This window comes from Dechloromonas sp. A34, from assembly GCF_026261605.1.
Classification (GTDB): Bacteria; Pseudomonadota; Gammaproteobacteria; order Burkholderiales; family Rhodocyclaceae; genus Azonexus.
Genome location: NZ_CP102486.1, coordinates 1961868 through 1984167, shown reverse-complemented (window position 1 = coordinate 1984167; position 22300 = coordinate 1961868). Strand labels below are relative to the sequence as shown.

Genomic DNA, 22300 nt, shown 5'->3' with positions numbered 1-22300 from the left:
CGCCGCTGCAGAAGAGGTGCGCATTATATAGATTCAAAAACGACGGTCAACACCTATTTTGAAAACTCTTATCAAAGACAAAGAAACCGAGCATTAGGGGCAAAACCAACGATCAATCGACTACTTGGTAAACCACTTCCAAAATATCGATTTCTCGTATGCCGACCGGGCTTTGAAAACGCACCGTATCACCCTCCCGTGACTTAATCAGTGCACGAGCCAGAGGAGATATCCAACTGATGCGCCCGCGAGCAACATCTGTTTCATCTACACCAACGATGGTATAGGTGTTTTCGGCGCCATCAATGTCCCCTACCGTAACCCGCGCCCCAAAGAAGATCTGATTGTTATCTCCTTGACGAAGTGGGTCGACAATTTCGGCGATTTCAAGGCGCTTGGTCAGAAAACGGATACGGCGATCAATTTCGCGCAGGCGGCGCTTGCCATATATATAGTCACCATTTTCGGAACGGTCACCATTCGACGCCGCCCAAGCGACGATTTCAACGATATGCGGCCGCTCGCGCTTGACGAGCTGCTCGAGTTCGCTTTTCAGCCGGGCGTGCCCGCCTGGCGTAATGTAATTGCGCGTCCCTGCGGGAAGACTTGGGGCAGCCTTGGCTTCTTCTTCCTCATCATCGCCCTCGCTCTCCCGAACAAACGCCTTGTTCATCAATAGCCGATGCTGTAATGCTCGACATCAACGCGAATCAGATCACGCCCCAGGATTGCCGCCGTATTCTTGGCAAACTGCTCCGCCCAGGTACGCTGTTCGCGGAAACGGGCCTCACCCGCAAATTTGGCAACGCTCAAGATACGATCCACCGCCAATATCTTGCCGGTCGGGGTCGCAACATCACATTCCAAAACTGTAAATTCGTGATCGAACCACTGACGTGCTTCGTCAGCAGGAGCCCCACCGGCAAATTTATATTCGAATTCAATATCCTTGCCGAACGAGACGATTACATGATGTTGCATTTCTCTCTCCTCCCATGAACTGTTCGGGTATTCTAGCAAAACATCTGAAGCTGTCAGGAGTTCAAAATGTCTCTCCACCCGCCAAGCGACGTCGAGATTGGCGACATCCGTGCCCAGTTACATGAGCTACAGGTGGAGCATCGCGACCTGGATTTGGTCATCACACATTTGATGCTGAATCCACCACCGGATGACTTGCTGGTTCGTCGCCTGAAGAAGCGAAAGCTGGTGCTCAAGGACCGAATTCTATTGCTTGAACAACTGCTGATTCCCGATATCCCTGCTTAGCCCTTGCTGGGCGGAATGCGGAAAAAAATCCAGTAAACACCACCAATGGCGCCGGCTATAGCCAACTCCCAGAGCACGGGAATCCACCAGACGATTCCCGCCAGCACCGCCAGCAGGAATAGATAAGCGATTATCTTCAGAATCAGAGCAGTAGCGTGCCAAAATACCAGGCAATTGCTGCCATGGCTGCACTGCATGGGATGGTTAGAATCCAGGCCCAGACAATCCCGCCCGCAACCCCCCAACGCACGCGACGAGCGCCGCGGGTCGAACCGACACCGGCAATCGCCCCGGTAATGGTATGCGTCGTTGACACCGGAATACCGAACGCGGTCGCCAGAAACAGGGTGATTGCCCCACCGCTGTTAGCACAGAAGCCACGGGCCTGATTGAGTTTGGTTATCCGATTACCCATAGTCTTGACGATGCGCCAGCCACCGAACATGGTGCCCAACCCCATGGCGGTGTAGCACGAAATCACCACCCAAGACGGGATTACGTCCGTGGACTTGGACATCCCGGCGGCAATCAACAACATCCAGATAATGCCGACGGTTTTTTGGGCGTCATTACCACCATGCCCCAAGCTGTAAGCCGCAGCAGACAACAACTGGAAGCGGCGGAAATGCTTGTCGACCTTGCGTGGTGCCATGTTTCGGCAAATCCACGAGACGATCACCATCAAGCCTCCACCAATAAAAAACCCAAGAAAAGGGGCGACAAAGATGAAGGCGATGATCTTCAAGACACCAGCTGAAATGAGCCCGCCCACGCCAGCTTTGGCGATCGCGGCGCCAACCAGACCACCAACCAGCGCATGCGAAGACGACGACGGGATGCCGTAATACCAGGTGATGATGTTCCAGATGATGGCACCGATCAAGGCACCGAAAATCACGTAGTGATCCACGATACTGGGATCGATGGTGCCCTTGCCAATAGTCGAAGCCACCTTCAACTGAAACAGGAAATAGGCGAGAAAATTGAATGCGGCGGCCCAGATGACCGCCTGATGCGGCTTCAGAACCCGCGTCGAAACAATGGTGGCGATCGAATTGGCGGCATCGTGGAAGCCGTTCATGAAATCGAACAGCAAGGCGACGATTACCAAGGTAACGACGACCCCGAGACTGATTTGGAGGGAGTCCATGCGAACTGCCCGCTCAGGAGTTTTCGAGAACGATAGCTTCGATCGTGCCGGCCACATCCTTGCAGCGGTCGGTCACCGATTCGAGTAGTTCGTAGATTTCCTTGAGCTTGATGACCTGGCGCACATCCGGTTCTTCACGAAAAACCTTGGACATCGCCTCGCGCAGCATGCGGTCCGCATCGGACTCCAGTTCGTCGATCTCATGACACAGCTTGAGAATCGCCGGCGCGTTGTCCATGCTGTGCAGCAACTTGACCACCGACCGCACGCAACCGCAGCACGTTTCGGTGGTCTCGGCGATCAGCTTGGCCTCGGGTGACACGCGGTGGATATCGTAAAGCGACATCGATTCGGCAACATCCTGGATGATGTCCAGAATGTCATCCATGCCGTTGATCAGCTGATGGATTTCGTCGCGATCAAACGGCGTGATGAACGATGTGTGCAACTGGGCCAGGGTGCTATGAGTAATTTCATCTGCCTTGCGCTCCAGCACATCGATTTCTTCAGCGTGTGCCAGCGCTTTTTCCGGCTCGTCGACCAGCGCCGCTATCAGCCCTGAAAGCGCCTGTCCTCCTTGCAGGATCAGATCCGCATGAGCGTTGAAAAGATCGAAATACTTGCCCTCCTTGGGCATCAAGCGACCGAACATGACAGTCCTGTTAAGTAATTATTACAGGCCGGCATTCTATCACGCTGCACTATTGGCCCCTCACCCATTCAGCTCAATGGCCGGAGCTTCCGGCTAAAATGAGGAATGCCCAGTTTTCAACTCAGTCCGGACGCCTTTGGCGACTGCTTCAATCTTGACGACTTGCCATTGGCACGTCCGGCGGCTGGATACGCGGTGCAGATGCTGGACACCGACACCCTACTCGACCGCATTTCGAGCACTTTCCTGCCCGTACGCTCACCGAGACTCGACGGGCTGTTTGTTACCTTCGACGAAGCCTACGCGGCGGCCAGACTATGGGTTGAGGCGAACTGCCAGATGCCGGATGAACACCGACTGGCGATTGTTCCAGCCGGATTCGACAACACACTGGAACGCCACATCCTGATTTATGGCGTCCTTTGCGCCCAACCCTGACCCTCGGCCCAATTTCGGAGATACCGATGAAATCCTTCCTGCAACGCCCCCTCGGCAACGGTGATTTGGTCGTACCGGAAGTCTGCCTGGGCACCATGACCTTCGGTGAACAGACCGCCGAACCCGATGCCCACGCCCAGCTCGATTTCGCCCTCTCCGCCGGCATCAACTTCATCGACACCGCCGAGATGTATGCCGTACCGCCCCGCGCCGAGACCTGCGGCGCTTCGGAAAGCATCGTCGGGCGCTGGCTGGCCCGCCAACAACGCGACCGGATCGTGGTCGCCACCAAGGTCGCCGGTCCGGCGCGCAGCCTGACCTGGATCCGCAATGGCCCACCGGCCATGGACAGAGCCAACATCCGCGCCGCCATCGAGGGCTCGTTGCACCGCTTGCAGACCGACTACATCGACCTTTACCAACTCCATTGGCCCGAGCGCAACCAGCCGATGTTCGGGCAGTGGCAGTACGACCCGGCCAATGAACGCGAGTGCACATCCATTCAAGAGCAACTCGAAGCGCTGGCCGAACTGGTTAAGGAAGGCAAGATCCGTTATGTCGGCGTATCCAACGAACACCCGTGGGGGATCATGCAGTTCGCCGGACTGGCCGAGGAACTGGGGCTACCGCACATCGTTTCGACACAGAATGCCTACCATCTGCTCAACCGGACCTTCGAGAGCGGATTGGCCGAGGTCTGCCATCGCGAGCGGGTCGGGCTGCTCGCCTACTCGCCGCTTGCCTTCGGCCACCTGACCGGAAAATACCTGGCCGACCCCGCCGCTCGCGGACGGCTCACCCAATGGCCAAGTTTCGGCCAGCGCTATAGCAAGCCCAACGTCGCTCCGGCACTCTCCGCCTATGTCGAACTGGCGCGCCGCCACGACCTGACACCGACCCAACTGGCCCTTGGCTTCGTGCGTTCGCGCTGGTTCGTGGCCAGCACCATCATCGGCGCATCGAACTTAAGCCAGCTCAAGGAAACCCTGCCGGCAACGCAAACACCAATGTCGCCCGAACTGCTGGCCGAGATCGACGCGCTTCATCTGCGCTACACCAATCCGGCACCATGAGCCGATCGTTATTCAAGTCGCTGGCCGGCGCTTTGGCGGCCAGCGATATTGAGCAAAAAATCGAGTTAACGACGGCCATCGAGACTGCCTGGCTTGGCGGAGAACTTGACTGGCACGATGAAACACCGGTCGCCCTGATTTGCGGTCGACCAGCCAAGCCGGAAATAGTGGCGCCGAAACTGGTCTTGCAGCGCAATCCGAAAACACCGGAGGGGCGGGCCCGCCTGCTGCACGCAGTCGTGCACATCGAATTCACCGCCATCAATCTGGCGCTCGATCACGCCGCCCGCTTTCGCGGCTTGCCGTCACAATATTACGCCGACTGGATCGGCGTCGCCGCCGAAGAGGCCCACCACTTCAAGATACTGCGCGAACGCCTGCGCTCCCTGGGTCATGATTACGGTGACTTCCCAGCCCATGCCGGCCTGTGGAAGATGGCGGAAAAGACCAGTGCCGATGTACTGGCACGCATGGCGCTGGTTCCCCGCCTGCTGGAGGCGCGCGGCCTCGACGCGACGCCGCCGATCCAGAGAAAACTCGAGGAATGCGGCGACGAGGCCAGCGCCCGGGTGCTGGATGTCATTCTGCGCGATGAAATCGGTCATGTCGGCTTGGGCGACCGCTGGTTCCGCCACCTGTGCGATGAACGGAAACTGGATCCGGAAAGCACCTACCGCCACCTGCTAGACGAATTCAAAGCCCCCGACCGCAAGCGCCAATGAACGAAGAGGCCCGGCTGGCCGCCGGCTTTACTCGCCGGGAACTAGCCGCACTGGCCGGCCGCGAGCATTCCGCCGCCGGCTAACCTGCTGGCAGCCATTCGAGAAGCGCCGCGTACAACACGTCGGGATCCACCGGCTTGGCAACGTGGGCGCTCATCCCCGCCGCCAGGCAAACAGCGACGTCTTCATCGTAGGCATTGGCGGTCAACGCCAGAATCGGCACATCCTTGTAGTCCGGCAGTCCCCGGATAAGCCGCGTCGCATCCAGGCCGTCCATCACCGGCATCTGGACATCCATCAGAATCAGGTCGTAGCGGGTACCTTGGGCCATGTTCAGCGCCTGACGGCCATCCTCGGCCATATCAAGTTGCAGTCCAGTTGCCGACAACAACTCCCGCGCCACTTCACGGTTGATGTCGTTATCTTCGGCCAGCAGGACGCGTCGGCCAGCGTGGCGGCCGACCAATTGCTGCTCCAGCTCCTCGACGCTGATGTTCAATTTTGTTGGCTGTTGGGCAAGCAGGTTAAGCAGAGTATCGCAGAGACTGGACGGCGATATCGGTTTCGACAAAACGGCACGAAACCCCGCCGACCGCCAGATATCCTCGCTCAGTTCGCTATCGTAGGCCGTCGCCAGCAGATGCCGGGGCGGATGTTTCAGTCCCATCCCGGCCAGACGCGCGGCCGCCTGCATGCCGTCCATGGTCGGCATGCGCCAGTCGAAAAAGACGACCTCGAACGAATCGCCACTCATGTCGGCCGCCGCAATCATTTCGAGGCCGGCTTCGCCACCTGCTGACTGCTCGACCCACAGCCCCTGCCGCACCAGCATGTCGGCGAGCACCTGCCGTGCCTCCGGGTGATCGTCGACTACCAGTACACGACGTCCGGCCAGCGATGATAGCGACGGACTGGCTGGCACAGTGTCGGCATCGCACCCCAGGGATGCGGTAAACCAGAAAACGCTACCGCTGCCCGGTATGCTATCGACGCCGATGGTGCCGCCCATCATGCCGGCCAGACGGCGGCTGATCGCCAAACCCAGCCCCGTTCCGCCGTATTGCCTGGTTGTCGAGCTATCGGCCTGCTCGAAGGCCGAAAACAGTCGCGGAATGACTTCGGGTGCAATACCAACTCCGGTATCGCTCACCTCGAAACGCACCAGCACCTGATCCGTTCGCTCCTCAATAATGCGCGCCCGGAGGGCAATGGTGCCGCGCTCGGTAAATTTGACAGCATTGCCGACAAAGTTGAGCAGAATTTGCCCCAGGCGTAACTGATCGCCCTGGAACGTCCCGGTAACCTCCGGCGAAACGTCGCGAACCAGTTCGATTCCCTTGGCACTGACGCGCTCGGCAATCATGCCGCAGACGTTGTCGAAGACCTTATCAATATTAAAGCTGGCGTATTCAAGATGCAGTTTGCCCGCGTCGATCTTGGAAAGATCCAGAATATCGTTGATCACCGACAGCAAGTGCCGTGCAGCACCATCGATTTTTTCCAGGCGCTCGATCTGATGCCGGTCAGCAAGCTCTCTGCGCAGCAGATGTGTCAGCCCGACAATGGCATTCATCGGTGTCCGGATTTCATGGCTCATGTTGGCCAGAAATGAGCTTTTCGACCGATTCGCCCGCTCGGCCGCGTCCCGGGCCATGGCCAGTGCATCGTTGGCTTCAGCCAAGTCTTGCGTGCGCTGCGCCACCTTCTCGTCCAGTTCCCCGGCCCAGTGCCGCAATGCGGCAGTCTGCTCGCCGATCGTATCGAGCAGATGGTCGAAAAGCTGGCCGAGGCGAACCAGTTCATCGTCGCCCGGCATGGTACCGACACGTGCCTCCAGTTGCCCCTTGCCGACCCTGCGCATCGCCGATTCCAGCCGCTCCAGCGGATTGAGAATACCCCGCGCCAGACGCCAGGCCACCCAGGTCGCCAAAGCGACGGCAATGGTAAGGGCGAGGAGCAGCACACCGATTGCCTGCTGGCGAAAGGCCACGAAGGGGGCTTCCGGAATGCCGACATAGAGCATGCCGACGCGATGGCCGCCGTAATCGACCACTGGCTCATAGGCAGTCATCGCCCAGTGGTTGACCACGAAAGCGCGCCTCACCCAGGTCTCGCCCCGATCAAGGACCGACTCCTTTACTTCTTGAGAGACGCGGGTCCCAATGGCGCGCTCGCCCCCCTCAAGGCGCACGCTGGTGGCAATCCGCACATCGCCGAGAAACAAGGTCACCATGCCTCGTCCACCCAACTGACGCAAGCCACTTGCCGAGACGATCTCGGAGAGATAATCGACAAAGTCCTCGCGACGATTGAGCAGAAATCCGCCAACCACCATGCCCAGCACGCCCCCGCCTCATTGAGCATGGGGACGGCAACGACGACCATCAGGCCGCGGAATTCCTGTGTATGCAGACTAGGTTCTGCTTTTGCGGTATCGACCAGGCGAATATGCGCCTGCCCGGGCAGATCGCCGGAAAGGCGAAACATCTTCTCAGGAGCCAGCACCTCCAGGCCAGCAAGCGGCTTGCCGGTACGTTGCACATCCTTGACCACCGCCAACTCGACATAGGGATCGCCAGCCACCAGGGACTCACTGGCGGCAAGTACGTTGCCCAGAGGATCGAGGATGGCCAGAAAATCGAAGCCGATATTTTCCTGGCGCGAGGCCAGCACCTCGGCCAGGGCCACATTCTTTAGATCACCCTGCACCATGCCGCGAATCCGCCTCGATTCGGAAATACTGCGCGCCGCGGCCAGCGCCTCGTTCTGAATGTGCTGCAGATGGCTGCGCGCAATGGACAGATCGCCGGTGGCCTTGCCAAGCAGCAGACGGTCGGAATAGGCATTGCCGAACACCAGGAGTATGCCGCCGAGTACCGGCAAGGCCAGGAGGGGAAGCAAGGCCAAGCCCCACAGTCGCAACTTAAGCGACCCTAATCCGAAACGCCCGATCAGAGACCCCCACCAACTGCTATTTTTCTGAATGATGTTTTCCCCGGATGACCCCGCCAATTGCAGGCCCGTCCTGCACAAGAGCTGAATTTATTTGTCTTCCGATAATGCGCCAAAGTCATCCATTGGGCAAATCTGGGGCGCACCGGGTTCTCGGCCGGGCAAAAATGGAGTAAACTAATAATATCAATGCGTTGACGCATCGCCCGCAGGTCTTCTGAGCAGCCCCCGTCTTTCTTGTTTGCAGGTTCACCACATTGATTCGCCCCCGGTAAGGCTGCATCGGGGAACTCAGGCCGCCCGACCATCGGGCCAATCCGTCGCAAGCCATAACAAAGCCCAATAGCGACGATGAAAGGAAACAGCATGTCAACAACTGAGTCTACTGCTCAGAGCTTTGCCGATCTCGGCTTAAGCGCATCACTTCTCAAGACGCTCACCGAAATCGGCTACGAAACCCCGTCGCCCATCCAGGCAGAATGCATCCCGGTTCTGCTGCAAGGCCGCGACCTGATCGGTCAGGCGCAAACCGGTACCGGCAAGACCGCCGCTTTTGCGCTGCCGCTGATGGAACAAATCGACGTCAAGCTGACCAAGCCGCAAGCCCTGGTCCTGACCCCGACGCGCGAACTGGCGATCCAGGTCGCCGAAGCACTGCAAAGCTATGCCAAGAATCTGCCCGGGTTCCATGTCCTGCCGATCTACGGCGGCCAGAGCTACACCATCCAGTTGAAGCAACTGTCGCGCGGCGCCCACATCATCGTCGGCACGCCGGGTCGCGTCATGGATCACATCGAACGCAAGACGCTGAATCTCGACCACCTGAAAACGATGGTGCTCGACGAAGCCGACGAAATGCTGCGCATGGGCTTCATCGACGACGTCGAATGGATTCTCGAACGCACGCCGGCGACGCACCAGACCGCGCTGTTCTCGGCCACCATGCCGGAGCAGATTCGCCGCGTCGCCCAGAAGTATCTGGTCGAGCCGCGTGAAATCAAGATCAAGTCGGCCACCGCCACCGTCGCCGCGATCCGTCAGGTTTACTGGCAGGTCAGCGGCATGCACAAGCTCGATGCCCTGACCCGCATCCTCGAGGTTGAAGAAGACTTCGACGCCGCCATCATCTTCGTGCGCACCAAGAATGCCACCGTCGAACTGGCCGACAAACTGGCCGCTCGCGGTTACGCGGCGGCCGCCCTGAACGGTGACCTCAACCAGCAGATGCGCGAACGCGTCATCGAACAGTTGAAGTCCGGCGCCCTCGACATCGTCATCGCCACCGACGTCGCCGCCCGCGGCATCGACGTGCCGCGCGTCAGCCACGTCGTGAACTATGACATCCCCTACGACACCGAAGCCTATGTGCACCGTATCGGCCGTACCGGCCGCGCCGGTCGCACCGGCAACGCCATCCTCTTCGTCGCCCCGCGTGAAATTCGCATGCTGCGCACCATCGAGCGTGCCACCCGTTCGCCGATTGCGCCGCTGACCCTGCCCAGCCGCGCCGACGTCACCAACAAGCGCGTCGCCGGCTTCAAGGAAAAGGTCGTCGAGGTGCTCAACGCCGAAGGCCTCGATTTCTTCGCCAATATCGTGTCGCAAATTGCCGAAGAACAGAATGTCGGTGCCGAAGAAGTCGCTGCCGCGCTGGCCATGATGGCCCAGGAAGGCAAGCCGCTGCAGATCGCTGGCGAAGATCCGGCGCCGGCCCGCATGGCTCCCGCCTCGGCCGACAGCCGCCGGCCGAGCAGTTTCGCTGACCGCGAGCGCAAGCCGCGCAGCGAAGAGCGGGGCGAACGGCCGCGTTTTGAAGATCGCGGCGACAAGCCCCGTTTCGAGGACCGTGGCGACAGCCGTCCGCGCTTCGAAGACAAGCCGCGCCGTGCCGCCCCGACTGGCGACATGGTGCGTTACCGCATCGATGTGGGCCGGGACCATGGCGTGCAGGTCAAGGACATCGTCGGCGCCATCGCCAACGAAGCCGGCATCGAAAGCCGTTTCATCGGCCGCATCGCGCTCTACGACGAGTCGAGCACCATCGAACTGCCGGCCGGCATGCCCAAGGAAGCCGACAATGCCCTGAAGCGCACCCGCGTCCGCGGCGTGCCGATCAACCTGCGGCCTGACGAAGGGCGTCCGGACGGCGGCGCCGAGAGCAAGTTCGACGGCGACCGCAGCTTCAAGAAAAAGAAGTTCGGCGACCGCTGATCCGGCGCCACCTGCTCACTACCAAGCCACGGCCCGTCCGTGGCTTTTTTGTGTCAATTGCACAAACAAGAACGGTTCTTGTTTACAAAAGACCAGACTGTCCGTAAGATGCGAATCATTCTCATCAACGAGGTGTGATTGTGCATACCCTGATCCTGAACGTCTCGCTCGCCGGCGCCCTGCTCTGGCAACTGCTCTCGGCCGGGCCGCTCTAGTCATGCCGCCCCCCGAACTCTGGGCTGGCGCCCTCAGCCTGCTGCTCATCCACGGCGAGAGCGGCTGCCCCCATTCGGCGCTCAATGCCGCCCGCCTGCTCGATCGGCTGAGCGAATCGTCCGAACTCGACGACGCAACCCGCGACCTCTGCGAACGGGCCAGCAACCGTCTCAATCTGAGCTACCCGCCGGAGGTGCAACATGCTGGCACCGCTTAAGGACCGTTCGCTGATCGAACGCGAACCGACACTCTCGGCGGACGAGCGCATCGCCCAACTGGAAGCCGCCAATGCCGCGCTGAGCAGTGCCTTGCGCCAGTCCCGCCAGGCGCAGCGACGCAACGCCACCCTGGCGGCCCGCAATATCGTCGCCCAGGCCAATGAGATCGAGCGTCTCGAAACGTTGTACTGGACCGCCCACCAACGCGTCACAGTCCTCGAATCGGGCCAGGCCATCATCGAACTTGGCCGCCGCCTGATGGCACTCAGCGAAGCCAACGAGCAATTGATCGATGCCGCCAGCCGGGTCTGGACCCTCGACAGAACCCTCTGCGCGGCCCGCGAGGAATGCGCCCGCATGGCCCATGACCGCGACTTGGCGATCAATCGGCTGGACAAGGACAGCGGCTGCCCACTGAAGCCGTCCCCCTAACCCCTTCCTGCCAGCCAACCGGGTATCCGGCCAGCCAGCGACTTTTCATCCCGGAGTCCACGCATGTCCGACTACCCCTTTCACGTCGCCGGCGGCAGTTTTCCCGGCGCCCCCCGGCCGCAGGAAATGTTCGAAAGCCTGCTCCGCCACCAACCGCCCACTGCGCCTAGCAGTACTCACGGTTCGCGCCGGCGCAAGCTCTGGGAACTCCCCCACAAGTTCCACTGCCCGGTGATCGGCGTTTGTTTCGGCGCGGACGAGTTACGCGGACTGATCAACAAGGTCATGCACATCCCGCACGGAACCAGTGACTACGTCCTGCACACCTCGGCGGTCGGCGCCTGCGACGAGCGCGGCCCGCTCGCCGACCTGCTCCACAAGAACATGGAAAAGCGCTTCTCGCAGACCATTCGCCGTTTCGCCGCCGCCAAGACCGGCGCTGCGCTGCGCGCGTTGTGGCAAGAAGCCATGCCCACCGGCAGCGAAATGCCTGCCGCCCTCTGGGCCAGTTGGACGCATCCGGCCTGCGACCCGACACTGGAACAGGCAATCTACGGCGACATCCACATGCTGCAGCATCAGGTCGGCACCGGCACGCGGACCAATCTGGGCACCCTGAAAGAGCTGCGCGCCGAGAATGGCGAGCTGCGTCGCCAACTCGACGCCGCCCGCCGCGAGAACGAAGCCCGGCGCTGCGAAAAGACCCGCGAGATCCAGACGCTGGGTCAATGCCTCGCCGAACTGCGCGTCGAACTGGCCGGCAAGGAGGCCTGGGGCGCCAGCCTTAGCGGGCAACTCGACCAGTTGCGGCAGACCCTGCCCGACCTCAAGGCACGGCAGCTGCTAGCCCGCCGGGCAAGCGATGCCGAAGCCCGCACCACCGCCTTGAGCGCCCACGCCGCCAGGCTCGAACAGGAAGTCGCCAGTCTGAAACGGGCGCTCGGCCAGACCGATCAGGCCTTACGCCAGCTGAGCGCCGGCCACGGCGATACGCCGCCCCCGGATGCCGAGGCCAACACCGGCGTCGATGTCTCCGGCAAGTGCGTGCTCTGCGTCGGCGGCCGCTCCGGCGCCATCAATGCCTACCGCCAGATGATCGAGCAGCGCGGTGGCCGTTTCCTGCATCACGACGGCGGCCAGGAGGAAAGCCTGCATCGCATCGATGCCGCCCTCGCCGCCGCCGACCTCGTCATCTGCCAGGCCGGCTGCATCAGTCACAACGCCTACTGGCGGGTCAAGGAACAATGCAAGCGCACCGGCAAGCCCTGCCTTTACATGAAAACCACCGGGATCTCGGGCCTTTCCCGCCTGATCGGCCAGACCGAAAGCCACGAGGCGCTGGCCGAGCGTAGCGCCGATTGAGCACTGAATCCCCCATCGAAACGACCTTCTGACCGACGACGGAATACGCAGAGGGGGCCGGCAACGGCGCCCCCTGTTTCTTGCCCGTTCTGCGCAGCCTGGAAATTCGGCGGAGAGCCTCGCCCCACCAGTATTTCGGCGTCGCCCGATTACCAGATTCGAGATGGATTTTCCCTATTTCGAGACAGCATTCATCCGTCAATTTAGCTAAATATCTGGTTATGCGAACAATTCTCAATTGCACTTGTAGCCATAATTCCGGGAAATCTCCTGGTACGGCGATTGCTCTTATGGTTCCCGCGAATGTCGGAGGGGGCCAACAACAATTCGTCGCGGTCGCTGATCGCCCTCCCTCTCCCGCATCAGCTCGAAAAATCATTCAACCACCGGCAAGCCAGGCGACGTACCCCAGCCAGCCTCAATCTGTATGGAGTAGGTCCATGTGTAGCAAATTCAAACTCAAACTGTCCGTGCTTGCCGTCTTGGCCAGCCTGGGTGCCGGAAGCGCGGCAGCTGAAGAACAGACCCTGACGCCGATCAACGTCGTCGAAAAAGCCGAGCGCGCCGACGGCGCAGTCAACGGCTACCGGGCCACCCGTTCCGCTTCATTCACCAAGACCGACACGCCGCTCAAGGAAGTCCCGGCCTCGGTCTCCGTCGTTCCGGCCGAGTTGATGAAGGACCAGGCGATGCAGAGCATGGCCGACGCTATCCGCTACGTTCCCGGCGCCCTCGCCCACCAGGGCGAAGGCAACCGCGACCAGTTCATCCTGCGCGGCATGAGTGCCGGCGCCGACATGTACGTGGACGGCATCCGCGACGATGCGCAGGTCTTCCGCGACCTCTACAACCTGGAACGCGTCGAAGTGCTCAAAGGCGCCGGCGGCATGATCTTCGGTCGAGGCGGCGCTGGCGGCGTGATCAACCGGGTCACCAAGAAACCGGTCTTCGGCCATGTCGGCGAAGCCAGCGTCACGCTCGGCCAGTACAGCCAGTTGCGCGGCACGGCCGACGTCGGCGGCAAGCTGAGCGACGCCGCGGCCTGGCGCCTGAACGTGATGGGCGAAACCGCCGACAGCTTCCGCGACGGCGCCGACCTCCAGCGCTTCGCGATCAATCCAACGGTCACCTTCCTGCTGGCGCCGACCACGACCCTGACCCTGGGCTACGAGCATCTGAAGGACGAGCGCACGGCCGACCGCGGCTTCCCGTCGAAGAACGGCAAGCCCTACGCTGCCGACCCGAAGACCTTCTTCGGCAACCCCGAGCAGAGCAATGCACGCTCGACGGTAGATGGCGCCTACGCCATCCTCGAGCATGATCTCGGTGGCGGCATGCAGTTGAAAAACAGCTTTCGCGTCACGCACTACGACAAGTTCTACCAGAACGTCTATCCGTCCACCACGAAGCCGGTCAGCGCGACCGAACGTGTGACGATCAATGCCTACAACAATGCCAACGAGCGCACCAACATCTTCAATCAGACCGACCTGATCACCCGCTTCACGACCGGCCCGCTCGAGCACACCCTGCTCACCGGTCTCGAACTCGGCCACCAGGACAGCACCAACAAGCGCAATACCGGCTTCTTCGGCGCCGCCACCAGCATTACCGTGCCGGTCGCCAATCCGCGGGCGATTGCCACCAGCTTCCGCCCGAACGGCACCGACGCCGACAACAACGTCAAGGCCGACGTCGCGGCGCTCTACGTCCAGGACCAGATCGCCTTCTCCAAGGAATGGAAGCTGCTGGCCGGCCTGCGCTACGACTACTTCAAGGCCAAGCTCGACGATCGCCGCACCCTGGTCACGCCGGTCAATCTCGAGCACACCGACAAGGAATTCAGCCCGCGCCTGGGCCTGATCTGGTCGCCGACCACTGGCCAGAGCTATTACGCGAGCTACAGCTACTCCTTCCTGCCCTCGGCCGAAACCCTGGGTCTGGCGGCCAATACCGCCAACCTCGACCCGGAAAACGCCAAGAACTACGAAATCGGCGGGCGCTGGGACCTGTTGCCCAACCTATCGCTGTCGACTGCGGTCTTCCGTCTTGACCGCAACAACGTCCGCAATGCCGACGGCCTGGGCGGCATCGTGCTCACCGGCCAGACGCAGACCGAAGGCGTTGAACTCGGTCTGCAGGGCAACGTCACGCGCAACTGGCAGGTCTATGCCGGCTACGCCCATCTCGACGCCCGCATCACCAAGGCTACCGCCACTGCCGGCAATCTCAACAACCGGCCGCAACTGGTGCCGGAGAACACGCTATCGGTCTGGAACCGCGTCAATGTCGGCCATGGCCTGGGTGCCGGCCTGGGCGTCGTCTATCAGGGCGCGTCGTATGCCAATGCCGACAACCGGGTCCAGTTGCCGGGCTTCACCCGCTTCGACGGCGCGCTGTACTACAGCTTCGCGGGCGACAAAATGCGTCTCGCGCTCAATGTCGAGAATCTGCTCGACAAGGAGTACTTCCCGACCGCCGATGCCAACAACAACATCAGCCCGGGCGCTCCGCGCAATGCCCGCCTGACCTTCACGACCTCGTTCTAAGCAGCCGTCACCAGCCGACGCCGCCCGCAAGCGGCATCGGCTGCGTCAAACGACCCAAAGCATCGCCAGCGGGCATGGCCCGTTCGCGATGCTTTTTCGCATCTGCAATGCAGCATGGCGGAATAACTTCATTAACGTAGTTGACACTAATTCTCATTACCAACACAATGCGATTCATTCTCGTTTGCATCCAAAAATCATGGACACCATGCCCAAACCTACAGCTCCCGCCTCTGCCGCCGCAAACACCCAGCCCCGGCCGCGCATCGCCAGCGAAGAACTGCTGCGCGGCAACAGTGCCCTTGAAATCGAGCATGCCGGCCAGCGTTACCTGTTGCGCGTGACCCGCGAAAACAAGCTGATCCTGACCAAGTAATTTCTCTCCGTTGTAAATCCCTCGTTCCCGCAGCCAGCGCGCAAATGCCAGCCAGCCAAGGGTTTTTTCGGCCAGGCGCGGGACGATCCGGAAAGCGAATCTTATGAGCTACGCCCTCTCCCGCCCCACATCCGCCCAGCGCAGCGGCCTGCTGGGCATCGTCATCGGGGCGCATGTCGGGGTCTTCCTGCTGATCCTGGCCGCCAAGACCGTCGCGCCCCAGATCATGGAAATGCCGCTGATCGTCGACCTGCTGCAGCCCGAAGCCCCCAAGGCGCCGGAACCGAAGCCGCTGCCGGTGATCAAGCCGGAACCAGTGCGCCAGAAGCCGACGCCCACCCCCAAGCTGCCGACCCCGCAGATCGAAGCCACCAACAGCCCGGTGCCGGCCCGGCCGCCCGGTCGCCGCGCCGCCCGACGTCAAGCCCGCCCCGCCGGCCCCGCCGCCGAGCCGGTCGTCCAGGCCCGCTTCGACGCCGACTACCTGAAGAACCCGGCCCCGGCCTACCCGCCGCTCTCCCGCCGCATGGGCGAGGAAGGCAAGGTCATCCTGCGCGTCTCGGTCACCCCGCAAGGCTCGGCCGACAGCGTCGAGATCAAGACCTCGTCGGGCAGCTCGCGCCTCGACGAGGCCGCCCAGAAAACCGTTCGAAACTGGAAATTCATACCGGCCAAACGCGGCGATCTCGCCGTCCAGAGCTGGGTCCTGGTCCCCATCATTTTCAAATTGGAGCAATAGCATGCAGGAAAACTCTTTCGGTTTCGCCCATCTGTGGGCCAGCGGCGACAGCATTTCCCACGCCGTCGCGATCATTCTGGCCATCATGTCGGTGGCCAGCTGGTACCTGATCCTGGCCAAGGCCGTCGACTGGTGGTCCATGCGCCGTGCTGCAAAAGCGCTCGGCGCCTTCTGGTCGGCGAGCAGTGTCGGCGATGGCATTGCCCTGCTCAATCAGGCCGGCGCCGACAGCCCTTACGCCCAACTGGCGACGCAGGCCAACGGCTGCAACAACGATTGCGAAGCCGCGACCGGCCGCCTCGCTTCCCGCTTCGACCCCGCCGAACAGATGGAACGCGCCCTGCGCCAGCAACTGTCGAGCACCCAGGCCGGCATGGAAAACGGCCTGACCCTGTTGGCGACGACCGGCGCCACCGCTCCCTTCGTCGGCCTGCTCGGCACCGTCTGGAGCATCTACCACGCCCTGCTCGCCATCGGCCTCTCCGGCCAGGCGGCGCTCGAAAAGGTCGCCGGCCCGGTCGGCGAAGCCCTGATCATGACCGCCGCCGGCCTCGCCGTCGCGCTGCCCGCCGTCTTCGCCTACAACGCCTTCACCCGCGCCAACCGCGTCATCCTGGCCGAGCTCGACGCTTTCGCCCACGACCTGCATGCCTTCTTCACGGTCGGCAAGCCGTTCGTCGCCAACAGCGCCCAGATCCACCCGATGCGCGCCCGCGTCGCGACGGAGGCCGCATAACATGGCTATGGGCAGCTTCAACCCGCAAAACCACCAGATGCCGACGGCGGAAATCAACATGACGCCGCTGGTCGACGTGATGCTGGTGCTGCTGATCATCTTCATCATCACCGCGCCGCTGATGACGCACCAGGTGCCGGTCGATCTGCCGCGCGCCGCGAGCACGCCGTCGCCGGAGAAGCCGCTGACCCTGCAGGTCGCCATCACCGCCGACAACGTCGTTCATGTCGGCAGCGAGACCGTCGACGCCAGCATACTGGAACAGAAGTTCCGCGAGGCCGTCGCCCGCGACGCCAATGTCGAAATGCACCTCAAGGCCGACCGCGCCACGCGTTACGAAACCGTCGCCGAAACGATGAGCGCCGCCCGCCGGGCCGGCCTGACCAAGATCGGCTTCGTCACCCAGCCGGGAGCCGCCGCCATCTGATTTCCGTTTTCCATTCGTAATACCACGCTCAAGCCAGCCACGCGGATCGCCAGCCAGCCAGAGAAACCAGGGAGTTCATAAAAAAATGCTGACCATCAAGAAGCTCGTTTCCGCGTTCGCACTATCCGCCGCCCTCGCCGCTCCGGCACTGGCCCTCGAATACCCGATCGGCGTTCCGCAACAGCGCGCCGGCATGGAAATCGCCGCCGTCTATCTGCAGCCGGTGGAAATGGAACCGGAAGGCCACATGCGCAAGGCCGCCGAATCCGACATCCACATCGAAGCCGATATCCACGCCCTGGCCAACAACCCGAACGGTTTCGAGGAAGGGGCATGGATTCCCTACCTGATGATCAAGTTCGAAGTCTCCAAGATCGGCGCCGATTTCAAGGTCGCCGGCGACTTCATGCCGATGGTTGCCAACGACGGCCCGCATTACGGCGACAACATCAAGCTCGCCGGCCCCGGCAAGTACAAGGTGAAGTACACCATCCTGCCGCCGTCGGCCAACCCGCACGCCCACTTCGGCCGCCACACCGACCGCGCCACTGGCGTCCGCCCGTGGTTCAAGCCTTTTGAAGTCGAGTACGAATTCACCTACGTCGGCATCGGCAAAAAAGGCGGCTACTGATCATGCGCCTCGCCAAACTGACCGCCGCGCTTGTCGTGGCGGGGCTGGCCCTGCCCGCCTTTGCCGCCCCCGATGCCTCCACGCTGCAAAAACTGGTGGAGCGGATGGAGAAACTGGAAGCCCGCAACGCCGAACTGGAAAAGCAGGTCAAGGTATTGAAGGGCGAAAGCGAGGAAATCGCCAAGGGCCTGGATAGCCCGCGCCTCTCGCAATACGAACCGGAACTGACCGTGCGCCTGAAAGCCGTCGAAAAGGACGCGCTTGAAATGAAGAAGGCCGCCAAGATCGCCGAAGGCCTCGAAGGCATCAAGGTCGGCGCCTCCCTGGCCACCGTCGGCCAGCACGCCTACGGCCTGCCCAAGGATGTCGACAACGGCAGCAGCCAGCTCAACTACCGCGCCGACGTCTCGGTCGAACTGCCGCTGAAGCCAGTCGGCGACATCGACCACAAACTGTTCGCCCATCTGCGCATGGGCCAGGGTCTCGGCCTCAACGCCGCCTTCACCAACCTCGGCCATTTCGCCAGCGCCCCCAATGCCCTGGCCTTCCGCGCCTCCGGCCTCGATCCGGATTCCTCGGTCACCATCCTCGGCCAGGCCTGGTACCAGGCGGCGATTCCGCTGCCCTTCCTCGGCTTCAAGCCCTATTCGCGGGAAACCCTGGAAGTCACCTTCGGCAAGATGGACATCTTCGGCTTCTTCGACCAGAACGCGGCGGCCGGTGATGAAGCCAAGCAGTTCATGAACTCGGTCTTCGTCCACAACCCGCTGCTCGATGCCGGCGGCGAAGTCGGGGTCGATGCCAACGGCTTCCAGCCCGGCTTCATCACCTCCTACCTGAACTATGTCGACAAGGCCCAGCCCTGGCGCCTGTCGGTCGGCCTGTTCGGCACCGGCGAGCGCGGCGCCAACTACCAGCGCAGCCTGTCCTCGCCGCTGCTCATGGTTCAGGCCGAGAAGCAGCTCAAGCTGTTCGGCGGCCTGACCGGCAATTACCGGGTCTACGGCTGGAACCGCAGCCAGGGCGTCGATCACGACGGCACGCTGGCCAAGCACACCGGCCTCGGCGCCTCGATCGACCAGCGGGTCGGCGACGGCATCCGCCTCTTCGCCCGTTACGGCAAGCTGGTCAAGGGCGAACTGCCGTTCAACCAGGCAGTTACCGCCGGCGCCGAATTCTCCGGCAGCTACTGGGGCCGCGGCGCCGACGCCCTCGGCATCGCCGGCGCCTGGCTGCAATCGGGCAAGGCTTACCGGGGCACCACGGCCAATGCCTGGCTCGACGACGCCCAGACGCAACTGGCCTACAGCTTCATGCCGCAGGGCGCCGAACAGGTCGCGGAACTCTATTACCGCTACCGCCTGTCGCCGCAGTTCGAGCTGTCGCCGGACTTCCAGATGATCGCCAACGGCGGCGGCAATGCCGATGCCAGGTCGGTCAAGGTCTTCGCCCTGCGCGCCAACATCGCTTACTAGGAAACGCCATGAAACACGCTCTCCTTTCCGTGATTTTCGGTCTTTTGCTGGCCTCGGGTGCCGCCGTCGCCGACGACATGCCAACCTTCAAGTTGCTGATGAAGGACGGCCGCTTCTTCCCCGAAATGCTGGAAGTGCCGGCCAACACCCGCTTCCGGCTGGAGGTGAAGAACGAGGGACCGGGCGCCACGGAATTCGAGAGCCTGGAATTGAAGAAGGAACTGGTGCTCGCACCCGGCGTCACCCGGAATCTGGTGTTCTTCCCGATGAAGCCGGGCAGCTACAAGTTCTTCGACGACTTCCACCCGGAAACCGGCCAGGGCAGGATCGTCGCCAAGTAAGCCGCCAGCCAGCCAATTTGAAACACTGGTGCCAGCCTCTGGGTCAGTGGTACTAGCCAGCAAGCACGGAGCACAGTATGGGTAATGCATTTTTTGTCGTCTGGCGGGAGAGCCTCGAAGCTTTCCTGATCGCCGGCATTCTTTACGCATGGTTGAAGGCCAACGATGACACCGGAGCGGGCCGTCGGTCCCTTTTCCTTGGGCTGGCCGCCGGTGTCGGTCTCGCCCTGCTGCTGGGCTGGGCTTTGCTCGGCGTTCAGGACGAACTGACCGGCGAGGCGCTGGAAATCTTCCAGACCGCCACCTTGTTCGTCGCCGCCGGGCTGATTACCCAGATGGTGCTCTGGATGCGCCGGCACGGCCGCCGGATGAAGGCCGAGCTACATGCCCAGCTTGCCGCTGCCGCCCAACGCTCCGGCCATCTTGGCGTGGCGGTCGTCGCGGCGCTGGCCGTTGCCCGCGAAGGCGCCGAAACCGTGATCTTCCTCTATGGCATGGCCCAGGAAGGCGACCTGCAGGGCTTGCTGATCGGCGCCGTGGCCGGTCTTGCCGGGGCCGGCGCGACGGCGTGGCTGGCCGCAAAAAGCCTGGCCCGGCTGAACATCGGCCTGCTCCTGCGCCTCTCCTCCATCCTGCTGCTGATCCTTGCCTCGGCCCTGCTCATCGCCGCCATCGACCGCCTGATCGGCGCCGGCTGGCTGCCGCCGCTGCTCGACCCGGTCTGGGATACCTCGATGCTGATCGACGACACGACCAAAGCCGGCAAGCTGGTCGCCGATTTTTCCGGCTACCGCGCTCGCCCGGCCCTCTCCAGCCTGCTCGCCTGGGCCACCTACTGGGGGCTCGTACTGCTCGCCTGGCGGAGGACGGGTCATGGTTGAGCACATCCTGCAATTTCACGCCAGCCAACCGCGTAACCGCGTCGAAAAGATCGGCCTGTTCCTGCGCCGCAACCGTCGCCTGATCATCGGCGTCCAGTGGCTGATCGTCCTCCTCTACGCCGCGATGGTCATCATTCCGGCGTTTTTGCCTTTGCCGGAGGCGGATGCCCACATCTGGAACAACCTGCGGCTGTTCGCGCAGTTCTGCTTCTGGGGCCTGTGGTGGCCGGGGGTGATGATCGCCACCGTGACCATGGGCCGCGTCTGGTGCGGCCTGTTCTGCCCGGAAGGCTCGGTCTCCGAATGGGTCAGCCAGTACGGCCGCGGCAAGGCGCTGCCGCGCTGGCTGAAGTGGTCGGGCTGGCCCTTCGTCGCCTTCGTGTGCACCACCGTATATGGCCAGCTAGTCAGCGTTTACGAATATCCGCAGGCCGCCCTGCTCGTCCTCGGCGGCTCGACTGTCGCCGCCGTCGGCATCGGCCTGCTCTACGGCCGCGAGAAGCGCATCTGGTGCCGCTACCTGTGCCCGGCCTCGGGCGTCTTCGCCGTGCTCGCCAAGATCGCCCCGCTGCACTACAAGGTGGATCGGGATGCCTGGGACAAGCATCAGGGCGACTTCGAACCGGTCAATTGCGCGCCGCTGCTCGATGTCCGGCGCATGACCAGCGCCTCCGAATGCCATAGCTGCGGCCGCTGCGCCGGTCAGCGCGACGCCGTCACCTACTCCGCCCGCTCGCCGTTCAGCGAAGTCCTCGACTTCAACAATCCGGCCAAGACGCCGGATGTCCTGACCCTGGTCTATGGCGTGCTCGGCGTCGCCACTGCCGCCTTCCAGTGGACGCTCAGCCCCTGGCTGCTCCAGGCCAAGCTGGCGGCCGCCGAATGGCTGGTCGACCACGAGCATTTCGCCCTGCTCGACGACAACGTGCCCTGGTGGCTGCTGACCCACTACCCGGAAGCCAACGACCTGTTCACCTGGCTCGACGGCCTGCTGGTTCTCGGCTACCTGCTCGGCGGCGGCTTCCTGCTCGGCAGCCTGCTGCTGGTCGGCCCGGCGCTCGCCGCCCGCCTGCTCAAGACCGAGCACCTGACTTGGCAGCGCTTCGCCCTGAGCCTGACCCCGCTCGCCGCAGCCAGCGTCATCCTTGGTCTGTCGATGCTCACCGTCACCCACCTCAAGGCCGAACACTTCTGGCTCGGCTGGCTGCCCTGGTTCCGGATAACCCTGCTCGCTGCCGGCTGCCTGGGCAGCCTGTGGCTGGCGCTGAATCTGGTGCGCCGAGCGAATGCCGGCCTGACCCGACAACTCCCGGCTTTCCTGCTCATGCTCACGCCAAGCGCTCTGATGGCCACGCTCTGGACGCTGGTTTTCTTTGTCTGGTAATTCACGATCGAGACAAATTAGCAAAACGCCCTGAAGTTTTTGAATGGCATAATCGGCCGATTACAT

At 62.2% G+C, this 22300-nt stretch carries 25 protein-coding genes; 18 read left to right on the top strand and 7 right to left on the bottom strand.

What is annotated here, in order from left to right; all coding sequences use genetic code 11:
* Window positions 1-112: 112 nt before the first annotated feature.
* Window positions 113-673 (bottom strand): transcription elongation factor GreB, encoded by a 561-nt coding sequence (greB, locus tag NQE15_RS09980; protein WP_265949287.1) that lies wholly within the window; start codon window positions 671-673, stop codon window positions 113-115.
* Complete coding sequence (locus NQE15_RS09975; protein ID WP_265949284.1) at window positions 673-981, bottom strand: hypothetical protein; 309 nt, start codon at window positions 979-981, stop codon at window positions 673-675. Before NQE15_RS09975 ends, greB begins: the two co-directional genes overlap by 1 nt.
* Before the next feature lie 66 nt (window positions 982-1047).
* Here NQE15_RS09975 and NQE15_RS09970 point away from each other — a divergent pair, with 66 nt between their 5' ends.
* Window positions 1048-1269 (top strand): YdcH family protein, encoded by a 222-nt coding sequence (locus NQE15_RS09970; protein ID WP_265949282.1) that lies wholly within the window; start codon window positions 1048-1050, stop codon window positions 1267-1269.
* A gap of 142 nt (window positions 1270-1411) precedes the next feature.
* On the opposite strand, the gene NQE15_RS09965 is transcribed toward NQE15_RS09970, so the two are convergent.
* Together NQE15_RS09965 and NQE15_RS09960 are read right to left on the bottom strand one after the other, a co-directional pair.
* Window positions 1412-2419, bottom strand: coding sequence for an inorganic phosphate transporter (locus tag NQE15_RS09965; RefSeq protein WP_265949279.1), 1008 nt, complete (start codon window positions 2417-2419; stop codon window positions 1412-1414).
* 13 nt (window positions 2420-2432) lie between these two features.
* Complete coding sequence (locus NQE15_RS09960; RefSeq protein WP_265949276.1) at window positions 2433-3071, bottom strand: DUF47 domain-containing protein; 639 nt, start codon at window positions 3069-3071, stop codon at window positions 2433-2435.
* A 105-nt stretch (window positions 3072-3176) separates the two neighbouring features.
* Here NQE15_RS09960 and NQE15_RS09955 point away from each other — a divergent pair, with 105 nt between their 5' ends.
* Genes NQE15_RS09955 through NQE15_RS09945 form a run of 3 tightly spaced genes read left to right on the top strand, consistent with a single transcriptional unit; the run spans window position 3177 to window position 5304 of the window.
* The gene (locus tag NQE15_RS09955) at window positions 3177-3509 is read left to right on the top strand and encodes a hypothetical protein (RefSeq protein ID WP_265949273.1); all 333 of its coding nucleotides are present in this window, start codon (window positions 3177-3179) and stop codon (window positions 3507-3509) included.
* 26 nt (window positions 3510-3535) lie between these two features.
* Window positions 3536-4582, top strand: coding sequence for an aldo/keto reductase (locus NQE15_RS09950; RefSeq protein ID WP_265949270.1), 1047 nt, complete (start codon window positions 3536-3538; stop codon window positions 4580-4582).
* On the top strand, window positions 4579-5304 hold the full coding sequence (locus NQE15_RS09945; protein WP_265949268.1) for a ferritin-like domain-containing protein: 726 nt from the start codon (window positions 4579-4581) through the stop codon (window positions 5302-5304). Before NQE15_RS09950 ends, NQE15_RS09945 begins: the two co-directional genes overlap by 4 nt.
* Before the next feature lie 79 nt (window positions 5305-5383).
* Here the strand turns inward: NQE15_RS09945 and NQE15_RS09940 are convergent, their stop codons facing one another.
* Both NQE15_RS09940 and NQE15_RS09935 read right to left on the bottom strand, forming a co-directional pair.
* Window positions 5384-7639: a response regulator gene (locus NQE15_RS09940; RefSeq protein ID WP_265949266.1), complete on the bottom strand. Its 2256-nt coding sequence runs from the start codon at window positions 7637-7639 to the stop codon at window positions 5384-5386.
* Window positions 7531-8160 carry a hypothetical protein gene (locus NQE15_RS09935; RefSeq protein WP_265949263.1) on the bottom strand — a complete coding sequence of 210 codons (630 nt, stop codon included), beginning with the start codon at window positions 8158-8160 and terminating at the stop codon, window positions 7531-7533. Before NQE15_RS09935 ends, NQE15_RS09940 begins: the two co-directional genes overlap by 109 nt.
* Window positions 8161-8622: 462 nt before the next feature.
* Between NQE15_RS09935 and NQE15_RS09930 the strand changes: the two genes are divergently transcribed.
* The 5 genes from NQE15_RS09930 (at window position 8623) to NQE15_RS09910 (ending at window position 15244) form a co-directional block, all read left to right on the top strand.
* Window positions 8623-10467 (top strand): DEAD/DEAH box helicase, encoded by a 1845-nt coding sequence (locus NQE15_RS09930; RefSeq protein WP_265949260.1) that lies wholly within the window; start codon window positions 8623-8625, stop codon window positions 10465-10467.
* Between the two features lie 217 nt (window positions 10468-10684).
* Window positions 10685-10900, top strand: coding sequence for a hypothetical protein (locus NQE15_RS09925; protein WP_265949258.1), 216 nt, complete (start codon window positions 10685-10687; stop codon window positions 10898-10900).
* Window positions 10884-11333, top strand: coding sequence for a hypothetical protein (locus NQE15_RS09920; protein WP_265949255.1), 450 nt, complete (start codon window positions 10884-10886; stop codon window positions 11331-11333). Before NQE15_RS09925 ends, NQE15_RS09920 begins: the two co-directional genes overlap by 17 nt.
* Before the next feature lie 63 nt (window positions 11334-11396).
* Window positions 11397-12695: a DUF2325 domain-containing protein gene (locus tag NQE15_RS09915; RefSeq protein ID WP_265949252.1), complete on the top strand. Its 1299-nt coding sequence runs from the start codon at window positions 11397-11399 to the stop codon at window positions 12693-12695.
* Between the two features lie 440 nt (window positions 12696-13135).
* Window positions 13136-15244 carry a TonB-dependent receptor gene (locus NQE15_RS09910; protein WP_265949249.1) on the top strand — a complete coding sequence of 703 codons (2109 nt, stop codon included), beginning with the start codon at window positions 13136-13138 and terminating at the stop codon, window positions 15242-15244.
* Between the two features lie 7 nt (window positions 15245-15251).
* Here the strand turns inward: NQE15_RS09910 and NQE15_RS09905 are convergent, their stop codons facing one another.
* On the bottom strand, window positions 15252-15422 hold the full coding sequence (locus tag NQE15_RS09905; protein WP_265949247.1) for a hypothetical protein: 171 nt from the start codon (window positions 15420-15422) through the stop codon (window positions 15252-15254).
* Between the two features lie 30 nt (window positions 15423-15452).
* On the opposite strand from NQE15_RS09905, the gene hemP reads away from it, so the two are divergent.
* From hemP to NQE15_RS09860, 9 genes are all read left to right on the top strand, one after another.
* Window positions 15453-15620 (top strand): hemin uptake protein HemP, encoded by a 168-nt coding sequence (gene hemP, locus NQE15_RS09900; RefSeq protein WP_265949244.1) that lies wholly within the window; start codon window positions 15453-15455, stop codon window positions 15618-15620.
* Between the two features lie 103 nt (window positions 15621-15723).
* A complete protein-coding gene (locus NQE15_RS09895; RefSeq protein ID WP_265949242.1) occupies window positions 15724-16359 on the top strand; it encodes an energy transducer TonB in 636 nt (211 codons plus the stop codon).
* A 1-nt stretch (window position 16360) separates the two neighbouring features.
* Window positions 16361-17095 (top strand): MotA/TolQ/ExbB proton channel family protein, encoded by a 735-nt coding sequence (locus NQE15_RS23845; RefSeq protein WP_323054966.1) that lies wholly within the window; start codon window positions 16361-16363, stop codon window positions 17093-17095.
* Between the two features lies 1 nt (window position 17096).
* Window positions 17097-17522, top strand: a complete 426-nt coding sequence (locus tag NQE15_RS09885; RefSeq protein ID WP_265949240.1) for an ExbD/TolR family protein — start codon at window positions 17097-17099, stop codon at window positions 17520-17522.
* Window positions 17523-17607: 85 nt separating this feature from the next.
* Window positions 17608-18153, top strand: a complete 546-nt coding sequence (locus NQE15_RS09880) for an iron transporter (RefSeq protein ID WP_323054965.1) — start codon at window positions 17608-17610, stop codon at window positions 18151-18153.
* A 2-nt stretch (window positions 18154-18155) separates the two neighbouring features.
* Window positions 18156-19628: a carbohydrate porin gene (locus NQE15_RS09875; protein WP_265949238.1), complete on the top strand. Its 1473-nt coding sequence runs from the start codon at window positions 18156-18158 to the stop codon at window positions 19626-19628.
* A gap of 8 nt (window positions 19629-19636) precedes the next feature.
* Complete coding sequence (locus tag NQE15_RS09870) at window positions 19637-19969, top strand: cupredoxin domain-containing protein (protein WP_265949236.1); 333 nt, start codon at window positions 19637-19639, stop codon at window positions 19967-19969.
* 77 nt (window positions 19970-20046) lie between these two features.
* Window positions 20047-20850 (top strand): FTR1 family iron permease, encoded by an 804-nt coding sequence (locus NQE15_RS09865; RefSeq protein ID WP_265949233.1) that lies wholly within the window; start codon window positions 20047-20049, stop codon window positions 20848-20850.
* Entirely contained in the window at window positions 20843-22234 is a 1392-nt protein-coding gene (locus NQE15_RS09860) for a 4Fe-4S binding protein (RefSeq protein ID WP_265949230.1), read from the top strand. The genes NQE15_RS09865 and NQE15_RS09860 overlap by 8 nt, the downstream gene beginning before the upstream one ends.
* The last annotated feature ends 66 nt before the right edge of the window (window positions 22235-22300 follow it).